Origin of the sequence: Ensifer sp. 2TAB8 (assembly GCF_052115125.1) — a bacterium.
In the GTDB taxonomy this organism is placed as follows: domain Bacteria; phylum Pseudomonadota; class Alphaproteobacteria; order Rhizobiales; family Rhizobiaceae; genus Ensifer.
The window spans coordinates 201,763-221,161 of the sequence record NZ_JBFRGB010000001.1 but is presented as its reverse complement, the minus strand read 5'-3'; the positions used below and the strand labels follow the sequence as shown (position 1 = coordinate 221,161).

Annotated in this window: 20 protein-coding genes and 1 pseudogene; 17 read left to right on the top strand and 4 right to left on the bottom strand. The window is 61.7% G+C overall.

Annotated features, from left to right (window positions below):
• Positions 1 to 86: 86 nt before the first annotated feature.
• Positions 87 to 347: a DUF1344 domain-containing protein gene (locus tag AB4Z53_RS01195; protein WP_113538088.1), complete on the bottom strand. Its 261-nt coding sequence runs from the start codon at positions 345 to 347 to the stop codon at positions 87 to 89.
• Between the two features lie 295 nt (positions 348 to 642).
• Between AB4Z53_RS01195 and AB4Z53_RS01190 the strand changes: the two genes are divergently transcribed.
• From AB4Z53_RS01190 to ribB, 3 genes are all read left to right on the top strand, one after another.
• On the top strand, positions 643 to 3,816 hold the full coding sequence (locus AB4Z53_RS01190; protein WP_441594271.1) for a bifunctional diguanylate cyclase/phosphodiesterase: 3,174 nt from the start codon (positions 643 to 645) through the stop codon (positions 3,814 to 3,816).
• Positions 3,817 to 3,928: 112 nt separating this feature from the next.
• Positions 3,929 to 5,026 (top strand): chorismate synthase, encoded by a 1,098-nt coding sequence (gene aroC / locus AB4Z53_RS01185; RefSeq protein WP_113537988.1) that lies wholly within the window; start codon positions 3,929 to 3,931, stop codon positions 5,024 to 5,026.
• A 45-nt stretch (positions 5,027 to 5,071) separates the two neighbouring features.
• On the top strand, positions 5,072 to 6,172 hold the full coding sequence (gene ribB, locus AB4Z53_RS01180; RefSeq protein ID WP_113537987.1) for a 3,4-dihydroxy-2-butanone-4-phosphate synthase: 1,101 nt from the start codon (positions 5,072 to 5,074) through the stop codon (positions 6,170 to 6,172).
• Positions 6,173 to 6,281: 109 nt separating this feature from the next.
• Here ribB and AB4Z53_RS01175 read toward each other — a convergent pair whose 3' ends face one another.
• A complete protein-coding gene (locus AB4Z53_RS01175) occupies positions 6,282 to 6,812 on the bottom strand; it encodes an invasion associated locus B family protein (RefSeq protein WP_113537986.1) in 531 nt (176 codons plus the stop codon).
• Between the two features lie 366 nt (positions 6,813 to 7,178).
• On the opposite strand from AB4Z53_RS01175, the gene coxB reads away from it, so the two are divergent.
• From coxB to rnhA, 13 genes and pseudogenes are all read left to right on the top strand, one after another.
• The gene (gene coxB / locus AB4Z53_RS01170) at positions 7,179 to 8,060 is read left to right on the top strand and encodes a cytochrome c oxidase subunit II (RefSeq protein WP_113537985.1); all 882 of its coding nucleotides are present in this window, start codon (positions 7,179 to 7,181) and stop codon (positions 8,058 to 8,060) included.
• Between the two features lie 21 nt (positions 8,061 to 8,081).
• A complete protein-coding gene (gene ctaD, locus AB4Z53_RS01165) occupies positions 8,082 to 9,770 on the top strand; it encodes a cytochrome c oxidase subunit I (RefSeq protein WP_223726645.1) in 1,689 nt (562 codons plus the stop codon).
• Between the two features lie 98 nt (positions 9,771 to 9,868).
• Entirely contained in the window at positions 9,869 to 10,825 is a 957-nt protein-coding gene (locus tag AB4Z53_RS01160; RefSeq protein WP_291148181.1) for a heme o synthase, read from the top strand.
• Positions 10,825 to 10,965: a hypothetical protein gene (locus AB4Z53_RS01155; protein ID WP_113537983.1), complete on the top strand. Its 141-nt coding sequence runs from the start codon at positions 10,825 to 10,827 to the stop codon at positions 10,963 to 10,965. Before AB4Z53_RS01160 ends, AB4Z53_RS01155 begins: the two co-directional genes overlap by 1 nt.
• Positions 10,966 to 10,976: 11 nt before the next feature.
• Positions 10,977 to 11,570, top strand: coding sequence for a cytochrome c oxidase assembly protein (locus tag AB4Z53_RS01150; RefSeq protein ID WP_113537982.1), 594 nt, complete (start codon positions 10,977 to 10,979; stop codon positions 11,568 to 11,570).
• Between the two features lie 64 nt (positions 11,571 to 11,634).
• Complete coding sequence (locus tag AB4Z53_RS01145; RefSeq protein ID WP_291148176.1) at positions 11,635 to 12,513, top strand: cytochrome c oxidase subunit 3; 879 nt, start codon at positions 11,635 to 11,637, stop codon at positions 12,511 to 12,513.
• 101 nt (positions 12,514 to 12,614) lie between these two features.
• Positions 12,615 to 13,103: a L,D-transpeptidase family protein gene (locus tag AB4Z53_RS01140; protein WP_291148173.1), complete on the top strand. Its 489-nt coding sequence runs from the start codon at positions 12,615 to 12,617 to the stop codon at positions 13,101 to 13,103.
• Positions 13,100 to 13,483, top strand: coding sequence for a DUF983 domain-containing protein (locus AB4Z53_RS01135; RefSeq protein WP_291148170.1), 384 nt, complete (start codon positions 13,100 to 13,102; stop codon positions 13,481 to 13,483). Before AB4Z53_RS01140 ends, AB4Z53_RS01135 begins: the two co-directional genes overlap by 4 nt.
• A complete protein-coding gene (locus AB4Z53_RS01130; RefSeq protein WP_291148168.1) occupies positions 13,452 to 14,216 on the top strand; it encodes an SURF1 family protein in 765 nt (254 codons plus the stop codon). Before AB4Z53_RS01135 ends, AB4Z53_RS01130 begins: the two co-directional genes overlap by 32 nt.
• A gap of 88 nt (positions 14,217 to 14,304) precedes the next feature.
• Positions 14,305 to 14,637, top strand: a pseudogene (locus AB4Z53_RS01125) (DUF1304 domain-containing protein).
• Between the two features lie 3 nt (positions 14,638 to 14,640).
• Complete coding sequence (gene ispH, locus AB4Z53_RS01120) at positions 14,641 to 15,651, top strand: 4-hydroxy-3-methylbut-2-enyl diphosphate reductase (protein WP_113537977.1); 1,011 nt, start codon at positions 14,641 to 14,643, stop codon at positions 15,649 to 15,651.
• 39 nt (positions 15,652 to 15,690) lie between these two features.
• Entirely contained in the window at positions 15,691 to 16,671 is a 981-nt protein-coding gene (locus AB4Z53_RS01115; RefSeq protein WP_441594270.1) for a homoserine kinase, read from the top strand.
• Positions 16,668 to 17,135, top strand: coding sequence for a ribonuclease HI (gene rnhA / locus AB4Z53_RS01110; RefSeq protein WP_113537975.1), 468 nt, complete (start codon positions 16,668 to 16,670; stop codon positions 17,133 to 17,135). Before AB4Z53_RS01115 ends, rnhA begins: the two co-directional genes overlap by 4 nt.
• Before the next feature lie 47 nt (positions 17,136 to 17,182).
• Here rnhA and AB4Z53_RS01105 read toward each other — a convergent pair whose 3' ends face one another.
• Both AB4Z53_RS01105 and AB4Z53_RS01100 read right to left on the bottom strand, forming a co-directional pair.
• A complete protein-coding gene (locus AB4Z53_RS01105; RefSeq protein WP_441594269.1) occupies positions 17,183 to 17,668 on the bottom strand; it encodes a peroxiredoxin in 486 nt (161 codons plus the stop codon).
• A gap of 74 nt (positions 17,669 to 17,742) precedes the next feature.
• Positions 17,743 to 18,585, bottom strand: a complete 843-nt coding sequence (locus tag AB4Z53_RS01100; protein ID WP_441594268.1) for a protein-disulfide reductase DsbD domain-containing protein — start codon at positions 18,583 to 18,585, stop codon at positions 17,743 to 17,745.
• A gap of 169 nt (positions 18,586 to 18,754) precedes the next feature.
• Here AB4Z53_RS01100 and AB4Z53_RS01095 point away from each other — a divergent pair, with 169 nt between their 5' ends.
• Positions 18,755 to 19,360 carry a YqgE/AlgH family protein gene (locus AB4Z53_RS01095; protein WP_113538085.1) on the top strand — a complete coding sequence of 202 codons (606 nt, stop codon included), beginning with the start codon at positions 18,755 to 18,757 and terminating at the stop codon, positions 19,358 to 19,360.
• Positions 19,361 to 19,399: the final 39 nt, after the last annotated feature.

The following is a 19,399-nucleotide window of genomic DNA, read 5'->3' as shown; positions in this document are numbered from 1 at the left end:
CGGTATCCGCCCCAAAAGCAATGCCAGGAAAAGTGCGAAACGCCTTTGCGTTCGGTATTGCGTAAGCCGAGGGGCGGGCCGCTTATTTACTGTACGATTTCGAGGTCGTTGATGACCCGCTTGCCATCGACTTCCGTGTAGAAGACCAGAACCTTCACGCCCGCCTTCAAGCCCTCGAAGTTGAATTCTTCGGGTGCCTGGTAGCTCTTGCCGTCATCGAGTTGGAGGCTGAGGCGTTCGGTGTCGACACCCGTAATGGTAGCTTCCACGTCAGCGCTTTCCGCAAGAGCGGACAAAGGCGAAAGCAAGCCAGCGGTGGCCATGAGCGCGGCAATGACAAAACGCATCTTTCTTGCCCTCTTCAACGATTCTGCGAACATTCTTGTCATCACCCTTGGCCCCCGATTGTGGCAAAAATTGCCTTGTAACTTGGCTTTTGGCCGTCAGGCCCCGGTTTTTTGGTGACCTATCCGACGCCGAAAGACTGGACGGCGACGTCGTTTTTTTCAAGCGGGGGAACGCCGAAGTGGGGGACGCGGAATGCCGATTTCCCCATGAATCATGGGGTTTTCCAAGGATTTGTGACGAAAGCCAATCTTAAGACTCGCTCGCTACCTTTGGTTGGGGATCGAGGGGAAAAGATTGAAGATCATCGACGTTCTGCGCCAGCGCATTCGGGCGGCAGCCAGATTTGCGAAACCGTCGCTCATACCAGCGGCGATCGCCGGCCTCGTCGTGTTTGCCGGCGGCTATATCTATGAGCGGCAGAATCTCGAAAACTTCCAGAACGACCTCCGGATCGACGTCGAGAACGAACTGAACCTCATCGCCAATCGGTTGCAATCGGAGGTCAACACCAACATTGCGGCGCTGAACGGATTCGCCAACAGTATCGGCGTGCACCCGGCGATGACGGCTGACGATTTTACCGTCATGGCAACGAAGCTTCTTCTGCAGAACCCACAGATGGTTCGCGCTTCGGCGGCGCCTGCCGGCGTGGTATGGATCGCCTTTCCGCGTGAAAGCCAGCAATGGTTCGTCGGCACCGATTTCAACAGGTTCGGCGCGACGAGGCACGCCATCGAGCGTGCATCGTCGACGGTGAGGCCGGTGATGATCGGCCCCATTCGCCTGCCGAGTGGCCGCAACGGCTTCGAGCTTTTCCTGCCGGTCTTCTCCAAGATCCAGGGGCGGATGGAGCGCTGGGGCTACGTCGAGGCCATCATTGACGAGAATGCGCTTTACCGCGCCGCGCGCCTTTTGGAGGCAGGCACCGAAGCGCCGGAACTGACGAAGGATCATCGCCACGTCGACGTCCACCTCGCGATCAGGGACATCTCCGAAGAGGAGCGGATCCAGGATGCGTTCTTCGGCGAGGACGCGCTCTTTCGCAAGGCGCCGGTGACACGCCGGCTGGATCTGGCGGGCGGCGCATGGGAACTCGCGGCCATGCCGGTTGGCGGCTGGGAACAGCTGCCCGCAAACATCGAGAGCATTCGCCTCGCGATCGCCGCCGCTGTCGCCATCGTGGTGATCCCGATCCTTTTGACCGGCGGGCTCTTCAACGAGCGACAACGCAATATTGCGAAGCTGAAAGCGCGGGAAGGGGAGGTGATGACGCTGTCTCATCGGCTGAACCTCGCGCTCGACGCATCTAAGATCGGCATCTGGGAGATCGACGTCGAAACGCAGCAGCGCTCGTGGGACGATCGCATGTTCCACCTGCATGGGCTCGAGGCTCACCTGGAGGAACCGACCTACGAAGAGTGGCGTGCGACCGTTCATCCCGATGACATAGGCATCGCCGCCAACGCGCTGTTCCGCAGCCTGGACGATGGACTGGAATACCGCTCGCAATATCGGGTCGTCCTGCCAGGCGGCGCCGTGCGCCACATCCGCAACGTAGGATCGAGCCATCGCGGCGCCGACGGTCGCGCAAAGGTGACCGGCATCAGCTGGGATGTCACCGACGATGTCATGAAGACCGAGCGACTGACGGCGGCCAAGGCACAAGTCGACCAGCAGAACCTCGAGCTTGAGCAGGCGCTGAAGGGTCTTTACGAGCGTGAGCAGGACCTCGAACTGCTCTCGCGCCGCCTTGACCTGGCGCTCGATTCCTATCGCTGCGGTATGTGGGAGGCGGACCTCGACAACGACGTCGCCTATTGGGACGAGCGCATGCACCAGCTTTACGGTCTGGTCTACTCGGATGGAGCCACGAACGAAGAAATCTGGCTCACAACGCTTCATCCCGATGACCGTTCGCCAGCGCTGGACGCGGTCAACCGCGCCATTGCAGCGGACGAGACCTACGTACACCAGGCACGTGTGGTTCTGCCCGCCGGCGGCGTCCGCCACATCCGCTCTGTCGGCAAGCTGCACGTGGCGCCGGATGGTGCCCGCAAGTTCGTCGGCATGGCGCTCGATGTCACCGAAGACGTGCTCATGACCGAGCAGTTGCGGGCGGCCAAAGCCATGGCGGACGCGAAGAACGCCGAGCTGGAACAGGCGCGGGTGCGAATCGAACACAACGCCCTGCACGATCCCCTCACCGGTCTCGGAAACCGCCGCATGCTTGACAAGGCGTTGGAGCGGCTGGCGAGGGCCGGCGATCACGAGGATATCGCCATCCTCCACATCGATCTCGACCGATTCAAGCAGATCAATGACACGCTCGGCCACGCAGCCGGCGACGCGATGCTGATCCACGCTTCCGAAATCCTCCGGGCAAATACGTCGCCGGGTGATATCATCGCCCGCATCGGCGGCGACGAGTTCGTGGTCGCCGTCACCGGTGCGCCGGGCGAGGGGGCGCTGGCGGCGCGCTGCGACCGGATCATCGCCGCTATGCGTCAGCCGGTCGACTACAACGGCTTTCCCTGCCGCTTCGGGGTCAGCATCGGCGTTGCCGTCGGCCGTGGCGCAGAGATCGACGCGCGCAAGTTGCTTATCAATGCCGATATCGCGCTCTATCGCGCCAAGGAGGCAGGCCGCAACCGCTATCAGTTCTTCACCCAGGTGCTGCAGGCCGAAGTGGTGACCGCCAAGCGGATCGCCGACGAGATCCTCGAGGGCATCGAGAGGGACGAGTTCGAGCCCTGGTATCAGCCGCAGTTCGATGCGACGACGCTTGCGCTCTGCGGGGTGGAGGCGCTGGTACGCTGGAACCATCCGCGTGAAGGCGTCCTCACGCCGGATCGCTTCCTTGGCATTGCCGAGGAGTTGAATGTTACGGCCGCGCTCGATCGGCTCGTGCTCGAGAAGTCGCTGATCGACCACATGCGCTGGGCGGCCGCTGGCCTAAAGGTCCCCAAGATCTCGGTCAATGTTTCGGCGAAACGGCTTCAGGACGACGACCTGTTGCCCTCGCTCGAGGGCTTGAGCATCGCGCCCGGCCAGATCTGTTTCGAACTGGTGGAGTCGATCTTCCTCGACGAGAGCGACGATATCGTCGCCACCAACATCGAGGGCATCAAGAAGCTCGGCATCGATATCGAACTCGACGATTTCGGCACCGGCCATACCTCGATCGTCAGCCTGCTGAAGATCAAGCCGAAACGGCTGAAGATCGACCGCCAGCTCGTCGTTCCGGTGCTGAGCGCCCGGCGCGAGCAGGCGCTGGTACGCTCGATCATCGAGATCGCCCGCTCGCTGAACATCGAGACCGTGGCCGAAGGCGTCGAGACGATGGCGCATGCGGAGATGCTCGGCATCCTCGGCTGCGACGTCCTGCAGGGCTATGCCTTCTCCCGGCCGTTGAGCGCGGAGAAGTTTCTCGCCTTTGCGACCGATCGCGGCCTGCGCCTGGCATCGTGACGAAGCGACGGCGGCAGGCGCAAAAGTCTTTCCCCGTCCCCGGCTTTCCACTAAGAGAGGGCATCCGCGTACGAAACGTACGACATTGCTTGCTTAAGGTCCGGTAGCCTTCATGTCGCATAACACTTTCGGTCATCTCTTCCGCGTCACCACCTGGGGCGAAAGCCACGGGCCGGCGCTTGGCTGCGTGGTGGACGGTTGCCCGCCCGGCCTTCGCTTCACCCTTGCCGAACTCCAGGCCTGGCTCGACAAGCGCAAGCCCGGACAGTCGCGTTTCGTGACGCAGCGCCGCGAGGACGATCTCGTCAAGGTCCTTTCGGGCGTGATGTTCGACGAGGACGGCGAGACGATGATCTCGACCGGCACGCCGATCTCCATGCTGATCGAGAACACCGACCAGCGCTCGAAGGACTATTCCGAGATCGCCAAGCGTTACCGCCCGGGTCACGCCGACTACACTTACGATCTGAAATACGGCATTCGCGACTATCGCGGCGGCGGACGTTCGTCGGCGCGCGAGACTGCCGCGCGCGTTGCCGCCGGCGGCATTGCCCGCAAGGTCGTTCCGGGCCTTGTGGTGCGCGGGGCGCTCGTCCAGATCGGCAAGCACAAGATCAACCGGGCCAACTGGGATTGGGCCGAGGTCAACAACAATCCCTTCTTCGCTCCGGATCCGGAGATCGTGCCGGTGTGGGAAGAATATCTCGACGGCATCCGCAAGGCAGGCTCTTCGGTCGGCGCGGTGGTCGAAGTGGTCGCCGAGGGCGTGCCCGCCGGCATCGGCGCGCCGATCTATGCCAAGCTCGATCAGGACATCGCCTCCAACCTGATGTCGATCAACGCCGTCAAGGGCGTCGAGATCGGCAACGGCTTCGGCGCGGCCGAGATCACCGGCGAGGAGAATGCCGACGAGATGCGCATCGGCGCCGACGGCAAGCCAGTCTTCCTCTCCAATCACGCTGGCGGTATTCTCGGTGGCATCGCCACCGGCGAGCCGGTGATCGCGCGTTTCGCCATCAAGCCGACCTCGTCGATCCTCACCGAGCGCCGCTCGGTCGACAGCGACGGAAACGAAGTCGATGTCCGCACCAAGGGCCGCCACGACCCCTGTGTCGGCATCCGCGCGGTGCCGATCGGCGAAGCGATGCTTGCCTGCACCATCGCCGATCACTACCTGCGTGACCGCGGCCAGACCGGCCGTCTCAAGTAATTTGGGTCCGAGCAATTCGGCCTAGCGCAAATCGGGAAGAGCACCATGTCCTATGATCAGAAGCGTGTCGTCGATGCCATCCGCGCCTTCGAAGCCGGCGAAATCGTCGTCGTAACCGATGACGACGGCCGCGAGAACGAAGGCGACCTGATCGTCGCCGCGGTGCATTGCACGCCGGAAAAGATGGCCTTCATCGTGCGCCATACCTCGGGCATCGTCTGTACGCCGATGCCGCGCGAGGAGGCAAAACGCCTCAACCTCAACGCCATGGTCGCGGAAAACGATTCCGCCCATACGACGGCCTTTACCGTCTCGGTCGATTTCAAGCACGGCACGACGACGGGCATCTCCGCCGACGACCGCACGCTGACGGTGCGCAACCTCGCCAATCCCAATGTCGGGCCGACGGACTTCGTCCGCCCGGGCCACATCTTCCCGCTGGTCGCGCGCGAAGGCGGCGTTCTCATGCGCTCCGGTCACACGGAAGCCGCCGTCGACCTCTGCAAGCTCGCAAGCCTGCCGCCGATCGGTGTGATCTGCGAACTCGTCAACGACGACGGTACTGTCATGCGTGGACCCCAGGTCGCAAGCTTTGCCGAGACCCACGGCCTGAAGCAGGTTTCTGTCGCCGACCTCATCGCCTATCGCCAGCGCAAGGAAACGCTGATCGAACACGGCGGCTCCTTCGATATCGAAACGCCCTATGGTCCGGCCAAGGGGCATTCCTATTCGCTGCCCTGGGATCCGATGCAGCATCTCGCCGTCGTCTTCGGCGACATCCGCGACGGCGTCGATATTCCGGTTCGCCTGCATCTCGAAAATGTCGGTGCCGACGTCTTCGGCAAGGACTGCCAGATCGATCGCATCATGAAGCGCATCGCCGAAGAGGGCAGGGGGGTGATCGTCTACCTGCGCGAAGGGTCGGTTGGTGTCGGCGTGTCGCAGACCGCCCGCAAAGGCAAGCACGAACGCGAAGCGCATGACGAGGCGCAGGCCCGCGAGAACGAGTGGCTGGAAATCGGCCTCGGCGCGCAGATCCTGAAAGACCTCGGGATCAGCTCGATCCGGCTGCTGGCTTCGCGGGAGCGGCACTATGTCGGCCTTGAAGGTTTCGGCATCAAGATCGCCGGAACCGATATCATCTGAGAACGCAAAGCCCGGACAGTCGATCCGGGCTTTCCTCTTCCGGGTTGGTACCGGGCCATTAAAAAAGCCGCGCTTTGGGCGCGGCTTTTCGTTGGAAATCGCAGTCCGGTCAGGGCAGCGCGTCGTAGCCTTCGCCGAAGCCCTTGAGGTCGACGGGGATGCCGATGCCTTCTTCCGGCGACTGGAAGACGATGAAGGTCGCCGTTGCGCCGGAGCGGAAGGTCTTCAGCAGCTCGTCCTCGAGCACGACCTCGGCGTAGCAACCGTCGGAGAAGCAGCGCACGAAATAGGCGCGGCCGATATCCTTGCCGTCGACGTTGAGGCCGAGGCCGTTCGGCAGCAGTACGCCGAGCGGGGCGAGCACGCGCAGGATCTTCGCCTTGCGATCCGCCGTCTTCAGCACGACGACCGAGAGGCCGACTTCCGGCCGGTCTTCGGCAATGACGTTCTGCATCAGCGCGCACTGGTCGCTGGATGCGCCCGCCGGCTGATCGCAAACGATCGACCACGCACCGTGATTTGACTTGACCGTGCCGGGTGCTCCGGCGGGTTGCTGGGCCAGGCTCTGAACGGGGAGAGCGAGAACGGCAAGGCCGAAGGCGGCGTAGGCCGACAGTCGCGAAAAGAGGGGCAGGCCCATGTAAACCTCAAAACGTCGAATCATCAGGGCTATTCTTGAAGCGCGTGGGAATAAATGAAAAGCCCTGCGGGGCACATTCCAGCGTCATATGGCGGAAATTGGGCGCGTTAAACACCCTATCCTGTGTGTTGCCGGGCGAGCCGCATGCAATCACACTGCTGGAGGCGGAGAAGACGTCATATAAGTCGATTCGCGACGGCTTCTAAGGGGTGCCTGTGTGAAAAGATGCGTTTGTGCAAAAATGCCGCATGGGGTTGATTGGTCAGATGTTGCGGCATCGGACAAACTGTGGTTTGAAGCGCAGCAGTATCGCAGGGATTCTGCGTTCCGGTTTGATCCTGATCAAGCGCATTGGGGAGACACATTGTGAAAAACAAGGCTTATGCAGTTCTGGCAGCGCTTGCCTGTCTGCTTTTTGCTTCGAGCGCCTTTGCTGACAAGCCTGTCGAGTGGCAGACGAACTTTCAGCAGGCCGCTACGGGCATCATGGAAGAAATCACGTGGTTTGAACATTATACCCTGTGGTTCATCATTCCGATCACCCTCTTCGTTCTCCTCCTGCTGGTCATCGTCGTGGTCAAGTTCCGCGAGAGCGCCAACCCGGTCCCCTCCAAGACCAGCCACAACACCGCGATCGAAGTCGTCTGGACCGTCGGTCCGGTTGTCGTGCTTCTGTTCCTCGCTATTCCGTCTTTCCAGCTTCTGACCGCGCAGCTTACGCCGCCGGCCAATCCGGACCTGACGCTCAAGGCGACCGGCAACCAGTGGTACTGGTCCTATGAATATGAAGTCGGCGAAAGCCCGCTCTCCTTCGACAGCATCCTGATGAAGGAAGGCGATCGCGCCGCCCTCGGTAAGGAAGACAAGAAGGAATATCCGCGCCTGCTCGCCGTCGATAACGAAGTTGTCATTCCGGTCGGCAAGACGGTTCGCGTCCTCGTCACCGCTGCCGACGTGATCCATGCCTTCGCAATGCCTGCCTTCGGCGTGAAGATCGATGCCGTTCCCGGTCGCCTCAACGAAACCTGGTTCAAGGCTGACCGCGAAGGTCTCTACTATGGCCAGTGTTCCGAGCTCTGCGGTAAGGACCACGCTTACATGCCGATAGCGATCCGCGTGGTTTCGCAGGAAAAATACGACACCTGGCTCGCAGCCGCCGCCACCAATCTCGGCGATGCGAACAAGGCGCTCATGGCGTCCATCGATGCGGCCAAGACCGTCGATGTCGCCGCTAACGCCGCACAGTAATTCGGAAGGGGAGCTCGACCCATGGCTGGAACAGCCGTTCATCAAGATCAACGCCATGATCACTCCGATCATGGCCACGCAGACCACGCGCACAAGCCTCTGAGCTTCTTCCAGCGCTGGTTCCTGTCGACCAACCACAAGGACATCGGCACGCTGTACCTGATCTTCGCGATTTTCGCGGGCATCATCGGCGGCACGCTTTCGGTGTTCATGCGCGCCGAACTGCAGGAACCTGGCATCCAGATCTTCCACGGTCTGGCGCAGATGGTCTACGGTTTCGAAGGTGATGCTGCCATCGACGGCGGCAAGCACATGTTCAACGTGTTCACGACCGCTCACGCGCTCATCATGATCTTCTTCATGGTGATGCCGGCGCTGATCGGCGGCTTCGCCAACTGGATGGTGCCGATCATGATCGGCGCGCCGGACATGGCGTTCCCGCGCATGAACAACATCTCCTTCTGGCTGATCATCCCGGCATTCCTGCTGGTTCTGCTTTCGATGTTCGTGGAGGGACCGGCCGGCGCCTATGGTGCAGGCGGGGGGTGGACGATTTATCCACCATTCTCGACAGCGGGCATGCCCGGGCCGGCCATGGACTTCGTGATCCTCGGTCTGCACATCGCCGGCGCATCCTCGATCCTCGGTGCGATCAACTTCATCACCACGATCCTGAACATGCGCGCTCCGGGCATGACGCTGCACAAGATGCCGCTCTTTGCCTGGTCGGTTCTGATCACCGCCTTCCTGCTCCTGCTCTCGCTGCCGGTTCTGGCAGGCGGCATCACCATGCTGCTTACCGACCGCAACTTCGGCACGGCCTTCTTTGCGCCTGAAGGCGGCGGCGACCCGATCCTGTTCCAGCACCTGTTCTGGTTCTTCGGTCACCCGGAAGTGTACATCCTGATTCTGCCGGGCTTCGGCATCGTCAGCCACATCGTTTCCACTTTCTCGCGCAAGCCGATCTTCGGTTACCTCGGCATGGCCTACGCCATGGTCGCGATCGGCGCCGTCGGCTTCATCGTGTGGGCGCACCACATGTACACCGTCGGCATGTCGCTCGACACGCAGCGCTACTTCGTCTTCGCGACGATGGTCATCGCTGTTCCGACGGGCGTTAAGATCTTCTCGTGGATCGCGACGATGTGGGGCGGTTCGATCCGCTTCACGACCCCGATGGTCTGGGCGATCGGCTTCATCTTCCTGTTCACCGTCGGTGGCGTCACGGGCGTTCAGCTCGCCAATGCCGGCCTCGACCGCTCGCTGCACGACACTTACTACGTGGTTGCTCACTTCCACTACGTTCTGTCGCTCGGCGCCGTGTTCGCGATCTTCGCGGCCTGGTACTACTGGTTCCCGAAGATGACCGGCTACATGTACTCCGAGTTCGTCGGAAAGCTGCACTTCTGGGTCATGTTCATTGGCGTGAACCTGATCTTCTTCCCGCAGCACTTCCTCGGCCTCGCCGGCATGCCGCGCCGCTACATCGACTATCCGGATGCCTATGCCGGCTGGAACATGGTTTCGTCCTACGGCTCCTACATCGCAGCCGTCGGTGTGCTGATCTTCCTCTTCGGCGTCTTCGAAGCCTTCGCCAAGAAGCGCGTCGCAGGCGACAACCCGTGGGGCGAGGGCGCGAACACTCTGGAATGGCAGCTGTCTTCGCCGCCGCCGTTCCACCAGTGGGAACAACTCCCGCGCATCAAGTGACGGGCAACGAACAGAAGCCGCCGGTTCCGGCGGCTTCACCCCGCCGCGAAACCGGCGATACACGGCCATTGCGGCCGGGACTTGCACAGGGACACGACATGACGGTCATCGACAATCACGAAGCAGTCGGCATGGAAGGCGTTGCACGCCTGTCCGAAGCCTCTGCACGCGATTATTTCGAGCTTCTGAAGCCGCGTGTCATGTCACTCGTCGTCTTTACGGCGCTCGCTGGGCTGGTGCTTGCGCCGGGCCATATCAATCCCTTCATCGGTTTCATCGCCATTCTCTGCATTGCCGTCGGCGCAGGTGCGTCCGGCGCGCTGAACATGTGGTATGACGCCGACATCGACGCGGTCATGACCCGTACCGCCAAGCGCCCGATCCCGGCCGGCAAGATCCTGCCGCAGGAAGCGCTGGCTTTCGGGCTGACGCTTTCCGCCTTTTCCGTGATCATCCTCGGGCTCGCCGTCAATTGGCTCGCAGCCGGGTTGCTCGCCTTCACCATCTTCTTCTACGTGGTCATCTACACGATGTGGCTGAAGCGCTCGACGCCGCAGAACATCGTCATCGGCGGTGCCGCCGGTGCTTTCCCGCCGATGATCGGCTGGGCCTGCGTCACCGGCGCCGTATCGATCGAGAGCATCGTTCTCTTCCTGATCACCTTCCTGTGGACACCGGCGCATTTCTGGGCGCTTGCCCTCTTCAAGATGGGCGATTACGGCGCCGTCGGCGTGCCGATGATGCCGAACGTCTGCGGCCAGGCGACCACCAAGAAGCAGATCGTCATCTATGCCGTGCTGACTGCGCTCATCGGTATCTGTCCCACCTTGCTCGGTTTCGCGAGCATCGGTTACGGCGCCGTCGCAACGGGTCTCGGTCTGGGCTTCGTCTGGTATTCGATCGGCGTGCTGCGCATGCCGGAAGCGGATGAGCGCATGGTGCCGGCCAAGAAGCTGTTCGCATTCTCGATCATGTATCTGTTCGTGATCTTTTCCGCCCTGATGGCGGATCACCTGATCGTCAATATCTGGCTGAATGCCGGGAGTATTGCCTGATGGAAACCGTCAAGCTCACTGAAGCCCAGAAGAAGTCACGCCGCGGTCGCAACATCGCGCTCGGCTTCGTCCTCGCAGGGCTCGTCGTCCTGTTCTACATCGTCACGCTGATCAAGTTCGGCAACGGCATGGTCAACTGAGGCGGGATGGCATGACGAATTCACCGGAAACCACGCCCAAGCAGCGCTCGAACCGCGTCGTCGTCGGCACCTGCCTCGCCTTCGTCGCCGGCATGGTCGGCATGGCCTATGCGGCCGTGCCACTCTACGACATGTTTTGCCGGGTCACCGGTTATAACGGCACCACGCAGCGCGTCGAGCAGGCTTCCGACGTCATCCTGGACGAAAAAGTGAAGGTCACCTTCGACGCGAACACCTCGGGCGGTCTGCCCTGGGAGTTCAAGCCGGTCCAGCGCGACATCGATATCCGCATCGGCGAGACCGTGCAGGTGATGTACCGGGCGAAGAATCTTTCGTCGAAGCCGACGACAGGCCAGGCGACCTTCAACGTCACGCCGATGCAGGCCGGTGCCTACTTCAACAAGGTACAGTGCTTCTGCTTCACCGAGACGACGCTGCAGCCGGGAGAGGAGATGGAGATGCCGGTGGTATTCTTCGTCGATCCGGACATGGTCAAGGCGGTGGAGACCAAGGACATCAAGACGTTGACGCTTTCCTACACCTTCTACCCGCGCGAACCGTCGAAACCGGTGGCGCAGGTGAAGACGGAAGAGAACAAACTTTGACTGGAGGTCCTTTTCGGCTATGCCGGAAGGGCGACAAGAGAGAGACATATCGGGGATTACTGACATGGCCGGTGCGCATCAGAAGAATCATGACTACCACATCATCGACCCGAGCCCCTGGCCGTTGCTTGCCTCGATCGGCGCCTTTGTCATGGCGTTTGGCGGCATTTGCTACATGCGCTACCTCGCGGGCAGCTCGCTGAAGATCTTCGGCCTCGAGCTTGCCAACGTCTGGATCCTGCTCGCCGGTCTCATCATCGTTCTCTACACCATGTTCGGCTGGTGGTCGGACACGGTGAAGGAAGCGCACGAGGGTCACCATACCCGCGTCGTGTCGCTGCACCTGCGCTACGGCATGATCATGTTCATCGCTTCGGAAGTGATGTTCTTCGTGGCCTGGTTCTGGGCCTTCTTCGATGCGAGCCTGTTCCCGGGTGAAGCCATCCAGGCAACACGCGCCTCCTTCACCGGCGGCGTCTGGCCGCCGAAGGGCATCGAAGTGCTCGACCCGTGGCACCTGCCGCTCTACAACACCGTCATTCTGCTGCTCTCGGGCACGACGGTTACTTGGGCACACCACGCGCTCTTGCACAACGACCGCAAGGGCCTGATCTCTGGCCTGTCGCTGACGGTTGCGCTCGGCGTGCTGTTCTCTTTCGTCCAGGGCTACGAATACGCCCACGCTCCGTTCGCCTTCAAGGACTCGATCTACGGCGCGACCTTCTTCATGGCGACCGGTTTCCACGGCTTCCACGTCCTGGTCGGCACGATCTTCCTGCTCGTCTGCCTCGTCCGTGCGCTCCGTGGCGACTTCACGCCGAAGCAGCACTTCGGTTTCGAAGCCGCAGCCTGGTACTGGCACTTCGTTGACGTTGTCTGGCTGTTCCTCTTCTTCTCCATCTACATCTGGGGCAGCTGGGGTGCGCCGATCGCTCACGGCTAATTTCGTGAGCCTGTAAGTCTTCGAACAAGGCGGTTGCAGCCATGCAGCCGCCTTGTTCTTTTGGTGGTCTGCGCCAAGGGAACACACCGGGGAGGCGCGCAATGCGGGTTGCATCGATTGCAGGCACGGCGGTTCTGGTCGGATGCGTTTCGGCCACGGCGGCCGATGTCGCCGATCGGGTCGTCGTTCACAAGGAAAGGCGGCTGTTGCAGCTCTTCCGCGGCGTCCAGATGATCCGCGAATACACGGTGGCGCTTGGCGGCAACCCCGTTGGCCACAAGCGGCAGGAGGGCGACGAGAGGACGCCGGAAGGGCTCTATTCTCTCGACTGGCGCAATCCAGGCAGCGGCTACTACAAGTCCATTCATGTCTCCTATCCGGCGCCGGCCGATGTCTCTGCCGCTGCCGCAAGCGGTGTCGATCCGGGCGGCATGATCATGATCCATGGTCAGCCCAATTATTTCGGTTGGCTGGCGTTTTTGACGCAGCGCTACGATTGGACGAACGGTTGCATTGCCGTTACCAATGCCGAAATGGAAGAAATCTGGGCAATGGTTCCCAACAACACGCCAATCGAGATCAAGCCGTGAGCGAAGACAAGGCACATTTCCCGCCGGTGGACCCGGTGATGACAGGGATCAAGGGACTTTGCCCGCGCTGCGGCCAGGGCAAGCTGTTCGACGGTTTCCTCAAGGTGAAGCCGACCTGTGCGAGCTGTGACCTGGACTATCGCTTTGCCGATTCCGGCGACGGCCCGGTGGTGTTCGTGATCCTGATCGTCGGCTTCGTCGTCGTCGGTGCGGCGCTGTGGGCGGAGGTCAATTTCAACCCGCCGCTCTGGCTGCATTTCATCTTGTGGATCCCGCTTGCGGTCATCCTCAGCCTTGGGCTGACACGGATGCTCAAGGGCGTTCTGATCAATCTGCAGTACCGCAACAATGCGCGCCCGGGCGAGATCGACCGTGGCTGAGATCGAAGTCAAGAAGCGCAGCCTTCTCGGACGCCTCGGCGCTTTCTTTTTGCTCGCCGTTGTCTTCGCCACCCTTGTTTCGCTCGGCACCTGGCAGATGCAGCGGCTGCATTGGAAGGAAGGCCTGCTGACCGCAATTCAGGAGCATCGGTCGGCGCCACCGGTGCCACTCGCCGACATCGAGAAGATGCTCGCCGAGGGCGGTGACATCGACTACCGCACCGTCACGGTGACCGGCAGATTCGACCACACCAAGGAGCGGCATTTCTTCGCCACGTTCAATGGCCGCACCGGCTACTACGTCTTCACGCCGCTACGGTTGGATGACGACCGCTTTCTCTTCGTCAATCGCGGTTTCGTGCCTTTCGAGCAGAAGGATGCGTCGACCCGTCTTGCCGGTGAGCTTCCCGCCTTCGTCGGTGTCGTCGGCCTTGCACGGCCCAAGCTCACCGAAAAACCATCGTCGCTCGTTCCGGACAATGATCTGGCCAAGAACATCTTCTACTGGAAGGACCTCGACACGATGGCATCATCGGTCGGCCTTCCCGCCGACAAGGTCGTGCCGCTGTTCGTCGATGCCGATGCGACGCCCAACCCCGGCGGCTTGCCGATTGGCGGTGTCACCCAGTTCGACCTGCCCAACAACCACCTGCAATACGCCTTGACCTGGTATGGTCTTGCGGCGGCACTGGTGCTGGTCAGCGGTCTTTACGCGCTACGTCGCGGGCGATAGCCCAGGCGACGGCACTGTGCCAACCCTGCCGGTAGCATGACGGCGAGGAACAAGGGTGGCGGTCTTCGCAAACGCCCTGATTGGCTTGATGGGGTTGCTGCATGTCGGCTTCCTCGTGTTGGAGATGCTCCTGCGGACCAGGCCCCAGAGGAGGGTTGTCTTCCGCATGACGCCGGAGCAGGCGGAGGCAACACGGGGGCTGGCGACAAACCAGGGGCTCTATAACGGCTTTCTTGCCGCTGGCCTGTTCTGGTAGCTGATCCAGTTGGAACCGTCCTTTGCCTTCGAGCTGAAGGTGTTCTTCCTTGTGTGCGTGGTCGTTGCCGCTATATATGGCGCTTGGTCGGTCATGCCGCGCATCCTCTTCATCCAGGGCGGCCCGGCGATCGCAGCGCTTGTTTTCCTTCTAGTGGCATTCTGATCCATGGCATCATCAGCGGCAGCAAAATCCCCGATCACCATTCGCCTCTGCGGTCCGCGCGGTTTCTGCGCCGGCGTCGACAGGGCCATCCAGATCGTCGTTTTGGCGCTGAAGGAGTTCGGCGCCCCGGTTTATGTCCGTCACGAGATCGTGCACAACCGCTATGTCGTCGAGGGACTCGAGGCCAAGGGCGCGATCTTCGTCGAGGAACTCGACGAGATCCCGCCGGAGCACCGCAAGCAGCCGGTCGTCTTTTCGGCCCACGGCGTGCCGAAATCGGTGCCCGCGGATGCCGACGCCCGCAATCTCTTCTATCTCGACGCTACCTGCCCGCTGGTCTCCAAGGTCCACAAGCAGGCAATGCGCCACAACCGCCTCGGTCGGCACGTCGTGCTGATCGGCCATGCCGGCCACCCGGAAGTGATCGGCACCATGGGACAGTTGCCCGAAGGCGCCGTGTCGCTGGTCGAAACGGTCGAGGATGCCGATGTGTACCAGCCGCCGGATCCGGACAATCTCGGTTTCGTCACCCAGACGACACTCTCTGTCGATGACACCGCCGGCGTCATCAAGCGGCTGCACGAGCGCTTCCCGAACCTAACCGCGCCGGCTGCCGACTCGATCTGCTACGCCACCACAAACCGCCAGGAAGCGGTGAAGCAGGCAGCACCCGGCTGTGACCTGTTCCTCGTCGTCGGTGCGCCCAACTCATCCAATTCCAAGCGTCTGGTCGAAGTGGCGTTGCGAGCGGGCGCGAAGAAATCGGTGCTGGTACAGCGTGCGTCGGAAATCGACTGGGACGAGATGGGCGATATCGCAACGGTGGGCCTGTCGGCTGGCGCCTCGGCGCCTGAGGTGATTGTCAACGAGATCATCGAGGCCTTCCGCGAGCGTTACGATGCAAAGGTCGAACTTGCCGATACCGTCGAGGAAAACGAAAACTTCCTCGTCAATCGCGAGATCCGCCACGTGCCGCTGACCGCCGCCGACATGGCCTTCGTCAACGGCGAATAATCACATTCCTTGCCCGCATATTCTTGAGAGTGGAAAACCTTGGCAGTTTACACCGATATCACGGAAGACGATCTCTCCCGTTTTCTAACCGCCTATGACGTCGGCCAGCTGACCTCCTACAAGGGGATCGCCGAGGGCGTGGAGAACTCCAACTTCCTGCTGCACACGACCAAGGGTTCCTACATTCTCACACTTTACGAAAAGCGGGTGAACGCCGGCGACCTGCCGTTCTTCCTGGGCTTGATGCATCACCTTGCCGAGCGAGGGCTGTCTTGCCCGCTGCCGCTGCCGCGGGCCGATGGCGAACTGCTTGGTGAGCTCTCGGGCCGCCCGGCCGCCGTCATCTCCTTCCTCGAGGGTATGTGGCTTCGCAAGCCCGAGGCAAAACACTGCCACGAGGTTGGCAGGGCGCTTGCCGCCATGCATCTCGCTGGTGAAGGCTTCACGCTGAAGCGCGCCAACGCGCTCTCGGTCGGTGGCTGGCGGCCCCTCTGGGTCAATTCCGAGGCGCGCGCGGACGAGGTGCAGTCGGGTCTCAAGGACGAGATCTCGGCGGAACTCGAGCATCTGGAGCGCCATTGGCCGAAATCCCTGCCTGACGGAGTGATCCACGCCGATCTCTTCCCGGACAACGTCTTCTTCCTCGGCGACAAGTTGTCCGGCCTGATCGACTTCTATTTCGCCTGCAACGACTATCTTGCCTATGACGTCGCCGTCTGCCTGAACTCCTGGTGCTTCGAGAAGAATGGCTCTTACAACATCACCAAGGGCATGGCGATGCTTTCGGGCTACGAGAGCGTGCGCAGGCTGACGCCAGCCGAGGTCGATGCGTTGCCGCTGCTCTGCCGCGGTTCGGCGTTGCGCTTCTTCCTGACGCGGCTCTACGATTGGCTGATGACGCCCGCTGGCGCGCTCGTGGTCAAGAAGGATCCGCTCGAATATCTGACGAAGATCCGCTTCCACCGCGCCATCGCTTCGAGCGCGGAATACGGCCTGAGACGCGAAGAGGGCCGGGCATGAAACATGTCGATATCTTTACCGACGGCGCCTGCTCCGGCAATCCGGGGCCGGGCGGGTGGGGCGCAGTGCTGCGCTACGGTGAGGTGGAAAAGGAACTCTCGGGCGGCGAGGCGGAAACGACCAACAACCGCATGGAACTTCTGGCAGCGATCTCGGCGCTCGACGCGCTGAAGAGCGCCTGCGAGGTCGATCTGCATACCGACAGCAAATATGTGATGGACGGTATCTCCAAGTGGATCCACGGCTGGAAGAAGAATGGCTGGAAAACCGCGGACAAGAAGCCGGTGAAGAACGGCGAGCTCTGGCAAAGGCTGGACGAAGCCAACCGTCGCCACAAGGTGACGTGGCATTGGGTCAAGGGCCACGCCGGCCATCCGGAAAACGAGCGCGCTGACGAACTCGCCCGCAAGGGTATGGAACCCTACAAGAAGGGGCGCCGTTCGGACTCTCTTCTCGTGAAATAAGAAAACGGGCCGTTGAGGCCCGTTTTTCGTTCGCACTACTTCTGCGCTCAGAGCTGCTCGAGCATGGCGGCAGCGCCCGAAACGGTCGCCTGTCCGGGGCTTTCTTCGAGATTGAGCGATTTCACGACGCCATCTTCCACCAGCATCGAATAGCGCTTCGAGCGGACGCCGAGCGTTCCGGCCGACAGGTCGATGTCCATGCCGAGCGCCTTGGTGAAGGCGGCGTTCCAGTCGGAGAGGAAGTGGATCTTGCCCATGCCGCCGGACGCGGTTGCCCAGGCGCCCATCACATGCAGGTCATTGACCGAGACGACGGCGATATCGTCGATGCCGCGGGCGAGGATCGCGTCGCGGTTTTCGAGGTAGCCGGGCAGATGGTTGAGAGAGCAGGTGGGCGTGAAGGCTCCAGGAACGGCGAAAAGCACGACGCGCTTGCCCGCAAAGAGCTGATCGGTGGTGATTTCCACCGGACCGTCGGCGGTTTTTTCCTTGAAGGTTGCGGCTGGCAGTTTGTCTCCGACGGCAATGGTCACGGCACTCTCCTTGCGTTGCTTGCGTCCTTGCTTCTCCGCACGTGTCGGAGAACTCGGCGGACTATAGATGTGGCCTAATCAAAGGCAAGGGTCGTCTCCATGCTGCGGCCCTTGGCGCGTATGGTGACAACGATCGGTTTGCCCTTGAGTTCCCTGTCTTTGCCGGAAAGGCGGACGGGAACGGCAGCGCCGAGGCTCGCCTCGCCCTCGACCGCGATCTCGGGCTTGCCGAAGGAAACCCCGGTGGGGCCGGCCAAAAACAGCTCCGGATGGTCCGCGCCGTCCGGCACATGCACGGAAAGGCGCAGCAGGGCTTTTTCGGCATCATAGTGGCTCGCCGTGACGGCGAAGTCCTTGGAAGGCGCTTCCGGCAAAGCAGCGACGGCGTCTTCGATGCGCGCGCTATCGAGCGGATTGTCGAAGTCGCCCGCTTTCAGCGCCAGCGTCAGTTCGCCTTGGACCGGGATGCAGATGTCCTCGCAGATGCCGAGAAACACCGAGGCGCGAAGCGTGACGTCGCCCGTGCCTTGGACCCGCTTCAGCACCAGCGGGAAAGCGACCGGCTTGTCGTAGCCGACATAGCGCACCACGCCATCGTCGAACGTCTTCGGTACCGGGAATCCGACCTTTTCGAGCACGACGCCGCTTGCCGGGTCGATCGTCACTTGCGGGGGAATGCCGCTTGCGCCCGGTTCACGCCAGTAGGTTTTCCAGCCGGCATTGAGCTTGACTTCGAGCGTTGCGGGGATCGTCCCATCTTGCCTGGGCTGCGCCGCGACGAGGCGGATCATGCCGCCGGGGGAGGTGACCCATTCGCTGGTGGCGGCCTCTGCGGCGGGGCCAAGAAAAAATCCGGCGACGAGGCTTGCCGCGCCAATCAACTGGGCCATGTTGTGGTGTGTGGGGCACTGGGTCATGCCGGAAGCAATATCGCTTTTGCCGGTGAGGCTCCAGACGCTCCAAAGAGAGCAACGATCATAATCACTTGATCGGACACGGCGAAGTGAACGCCGTGCGTGCAATATTTCCAGGCCGCGACGCAGAGGCGCTTTTCATTTCGCGGCGAATTGATAGGCTGTTCCCATGATGTCGACTCCGATGGCGCAAAAGAGACGGGAGCGAGGTTTCCTTGACGGTCAGTTCCTGATCGCCATGCCGGGAATGTTTGATGCCAATTTCGCCCGCACGGTCATCTTCATCTGCGCCCACTCGGGCGATGGCGCGATGGGCTTCGTGCTCAACCGGCCTCAGCAACTGACCTTTCCCGACGTGCTGCTTCACCTTGATATTCTTGATGAGGACGAGGCGATCCGGCTCCCGCAGATGACGCGGGATTTCCAGATTCAGGCCGGCGGTCCGGTCGAGACGGGCCGCGGCTTCGTGCTGCATTCCGACGACTATCTGAGCGATTCCAGCATCCCGGTCAGCGACGACATCTGCCTGACGGCAACGCTCGACATCGTCCGCGCCATATCGCGCGGCGAGGGGCCGGTGAGGGCGACCATGATGCTCGGCTACGCCGGCTGGGGCCCAGGCCAGCTCGAAGCGGAAATCACCCAGAATGGCTGGCTCACATGCCCGGCACGTGACGAACTGATCTTCGACAAGGCGCTGGACGATAAATACGACCGGGCCTTGGCGCTGATGGGCGTATCGGCCGCGATGCTGTCCGTGGATGCGGGCCACGCCTGATTGCCGGATTAGCTGCCGGCTCCATTCAGATCATTCACG

Excerpts from the sequence above, each read along its gene's own strand:
- AB4Z53_RS01195 (WP_113538088.1), bottom strand. The coding sequence starts at position 347 with ATGCGTTTTGTCATTGCCGCGCTCATGGCCACCGCTGGCTTGCTTTCG.
- aroC (WP_113537988.1), top strand. The coding sequence starts at position 3,929 with ATGTCGCATAACACTTTCGGTCATCTCTTCCGCGTCACCACCTGGGGC.
- ribB (WP_113537987.1), top strand. The coding sequence starts at position 5,072 with ATGTCCTATGATCAGAAGCGTGTCGTCGATGCCATCCGCGCCTTCGAA.
- AB4Z53_RS01175 (WP_113537986.1), bottom strand. The coding sequence starts at position 6,812 with ATGGGCCTGCCCCTCTTTTCGCGACTGTCGGCCTACGCCGCCTTCGGC.
- ctaD (WP_223726645.1), top strand. The coding sequence starts at position 8,082 with ATGGCTGGAACAGCCGTTCATCAAGATCAACGCCATGATCACTCCGAT.
- AB4Z53_RS01160 (WP_291148181.1), top strand. The coding sequence starts at position 9,869 with ATGACGGTCATCGACAATCACGAAGCAGTCGGCATGGAAGGCGTTGCA.
- AB4Z53_RS01155 (WP_113537983.1), top strand. The coding sequence starts at position 10,825 with ATGGAAACCGTCAAGCTCACTGAAGCCCAGAAGAAGTCACGCCGCGGT.
- AB4Z53_RS01150 (WP_113537982.1), top strand. The coding sequence starts at position 10,977 with ATGACGAATTCACCGGAAACCACGCCCAAGCAGCGCTCGAACCGCGTC.
- AB4Z53_RS01145 (WP_291148176.1), top strand. The coding sequence starts at position 11,635 with ATGGCCGGTGCGCATCAGAAGAATCATGACTACCACATCATCGACCCG.
- AB4Z53_RS01140 (WP_291148173.1), top strand. The coding sequence starts at position 12,615 with ATGCGGGTTGCATCGATTGCAGGCACGGCGGTTCTGGTCGGATGCGTT.
- AB4Z53_RS01130 (WP_291148168.1), top strand. The coding sequence starts at position 13,452 with ATGCGCGCCCGGGCGAGATCGACCGTGGCTGAGATCGAAGTCAAGAAG.
- ispH (WP_113537977.1), top strand. The coding sequence starts at position 14,641 with ATGGCATCATCAGCGGCAGCAAAATCCCCGATCACCATTCGCCTCTGC.
- rnhA (WP_113537975.1), top strand. The coding sequence starts at position 16,668 with ATGAAACATGTCGATATCTTTACCGACGGCGCCTGCTCCGGCAATCCG.
- AB4Z53_RS01100 (WP_441594268.1), bottom strand. The coding sequence starts at position 18,585 with ATGACCCAGTGCCCCACACACCACAACATGGCCCAGTTGATTGGCGCG.
- AB4Z53_RS01095 (WP_113538085.1), top strand. The coding sequence starts at position 18,755 with ATGTCGACTCCGATGGCGCAAAAGAGACGGGAGCGAGGTTTCCTTGAC.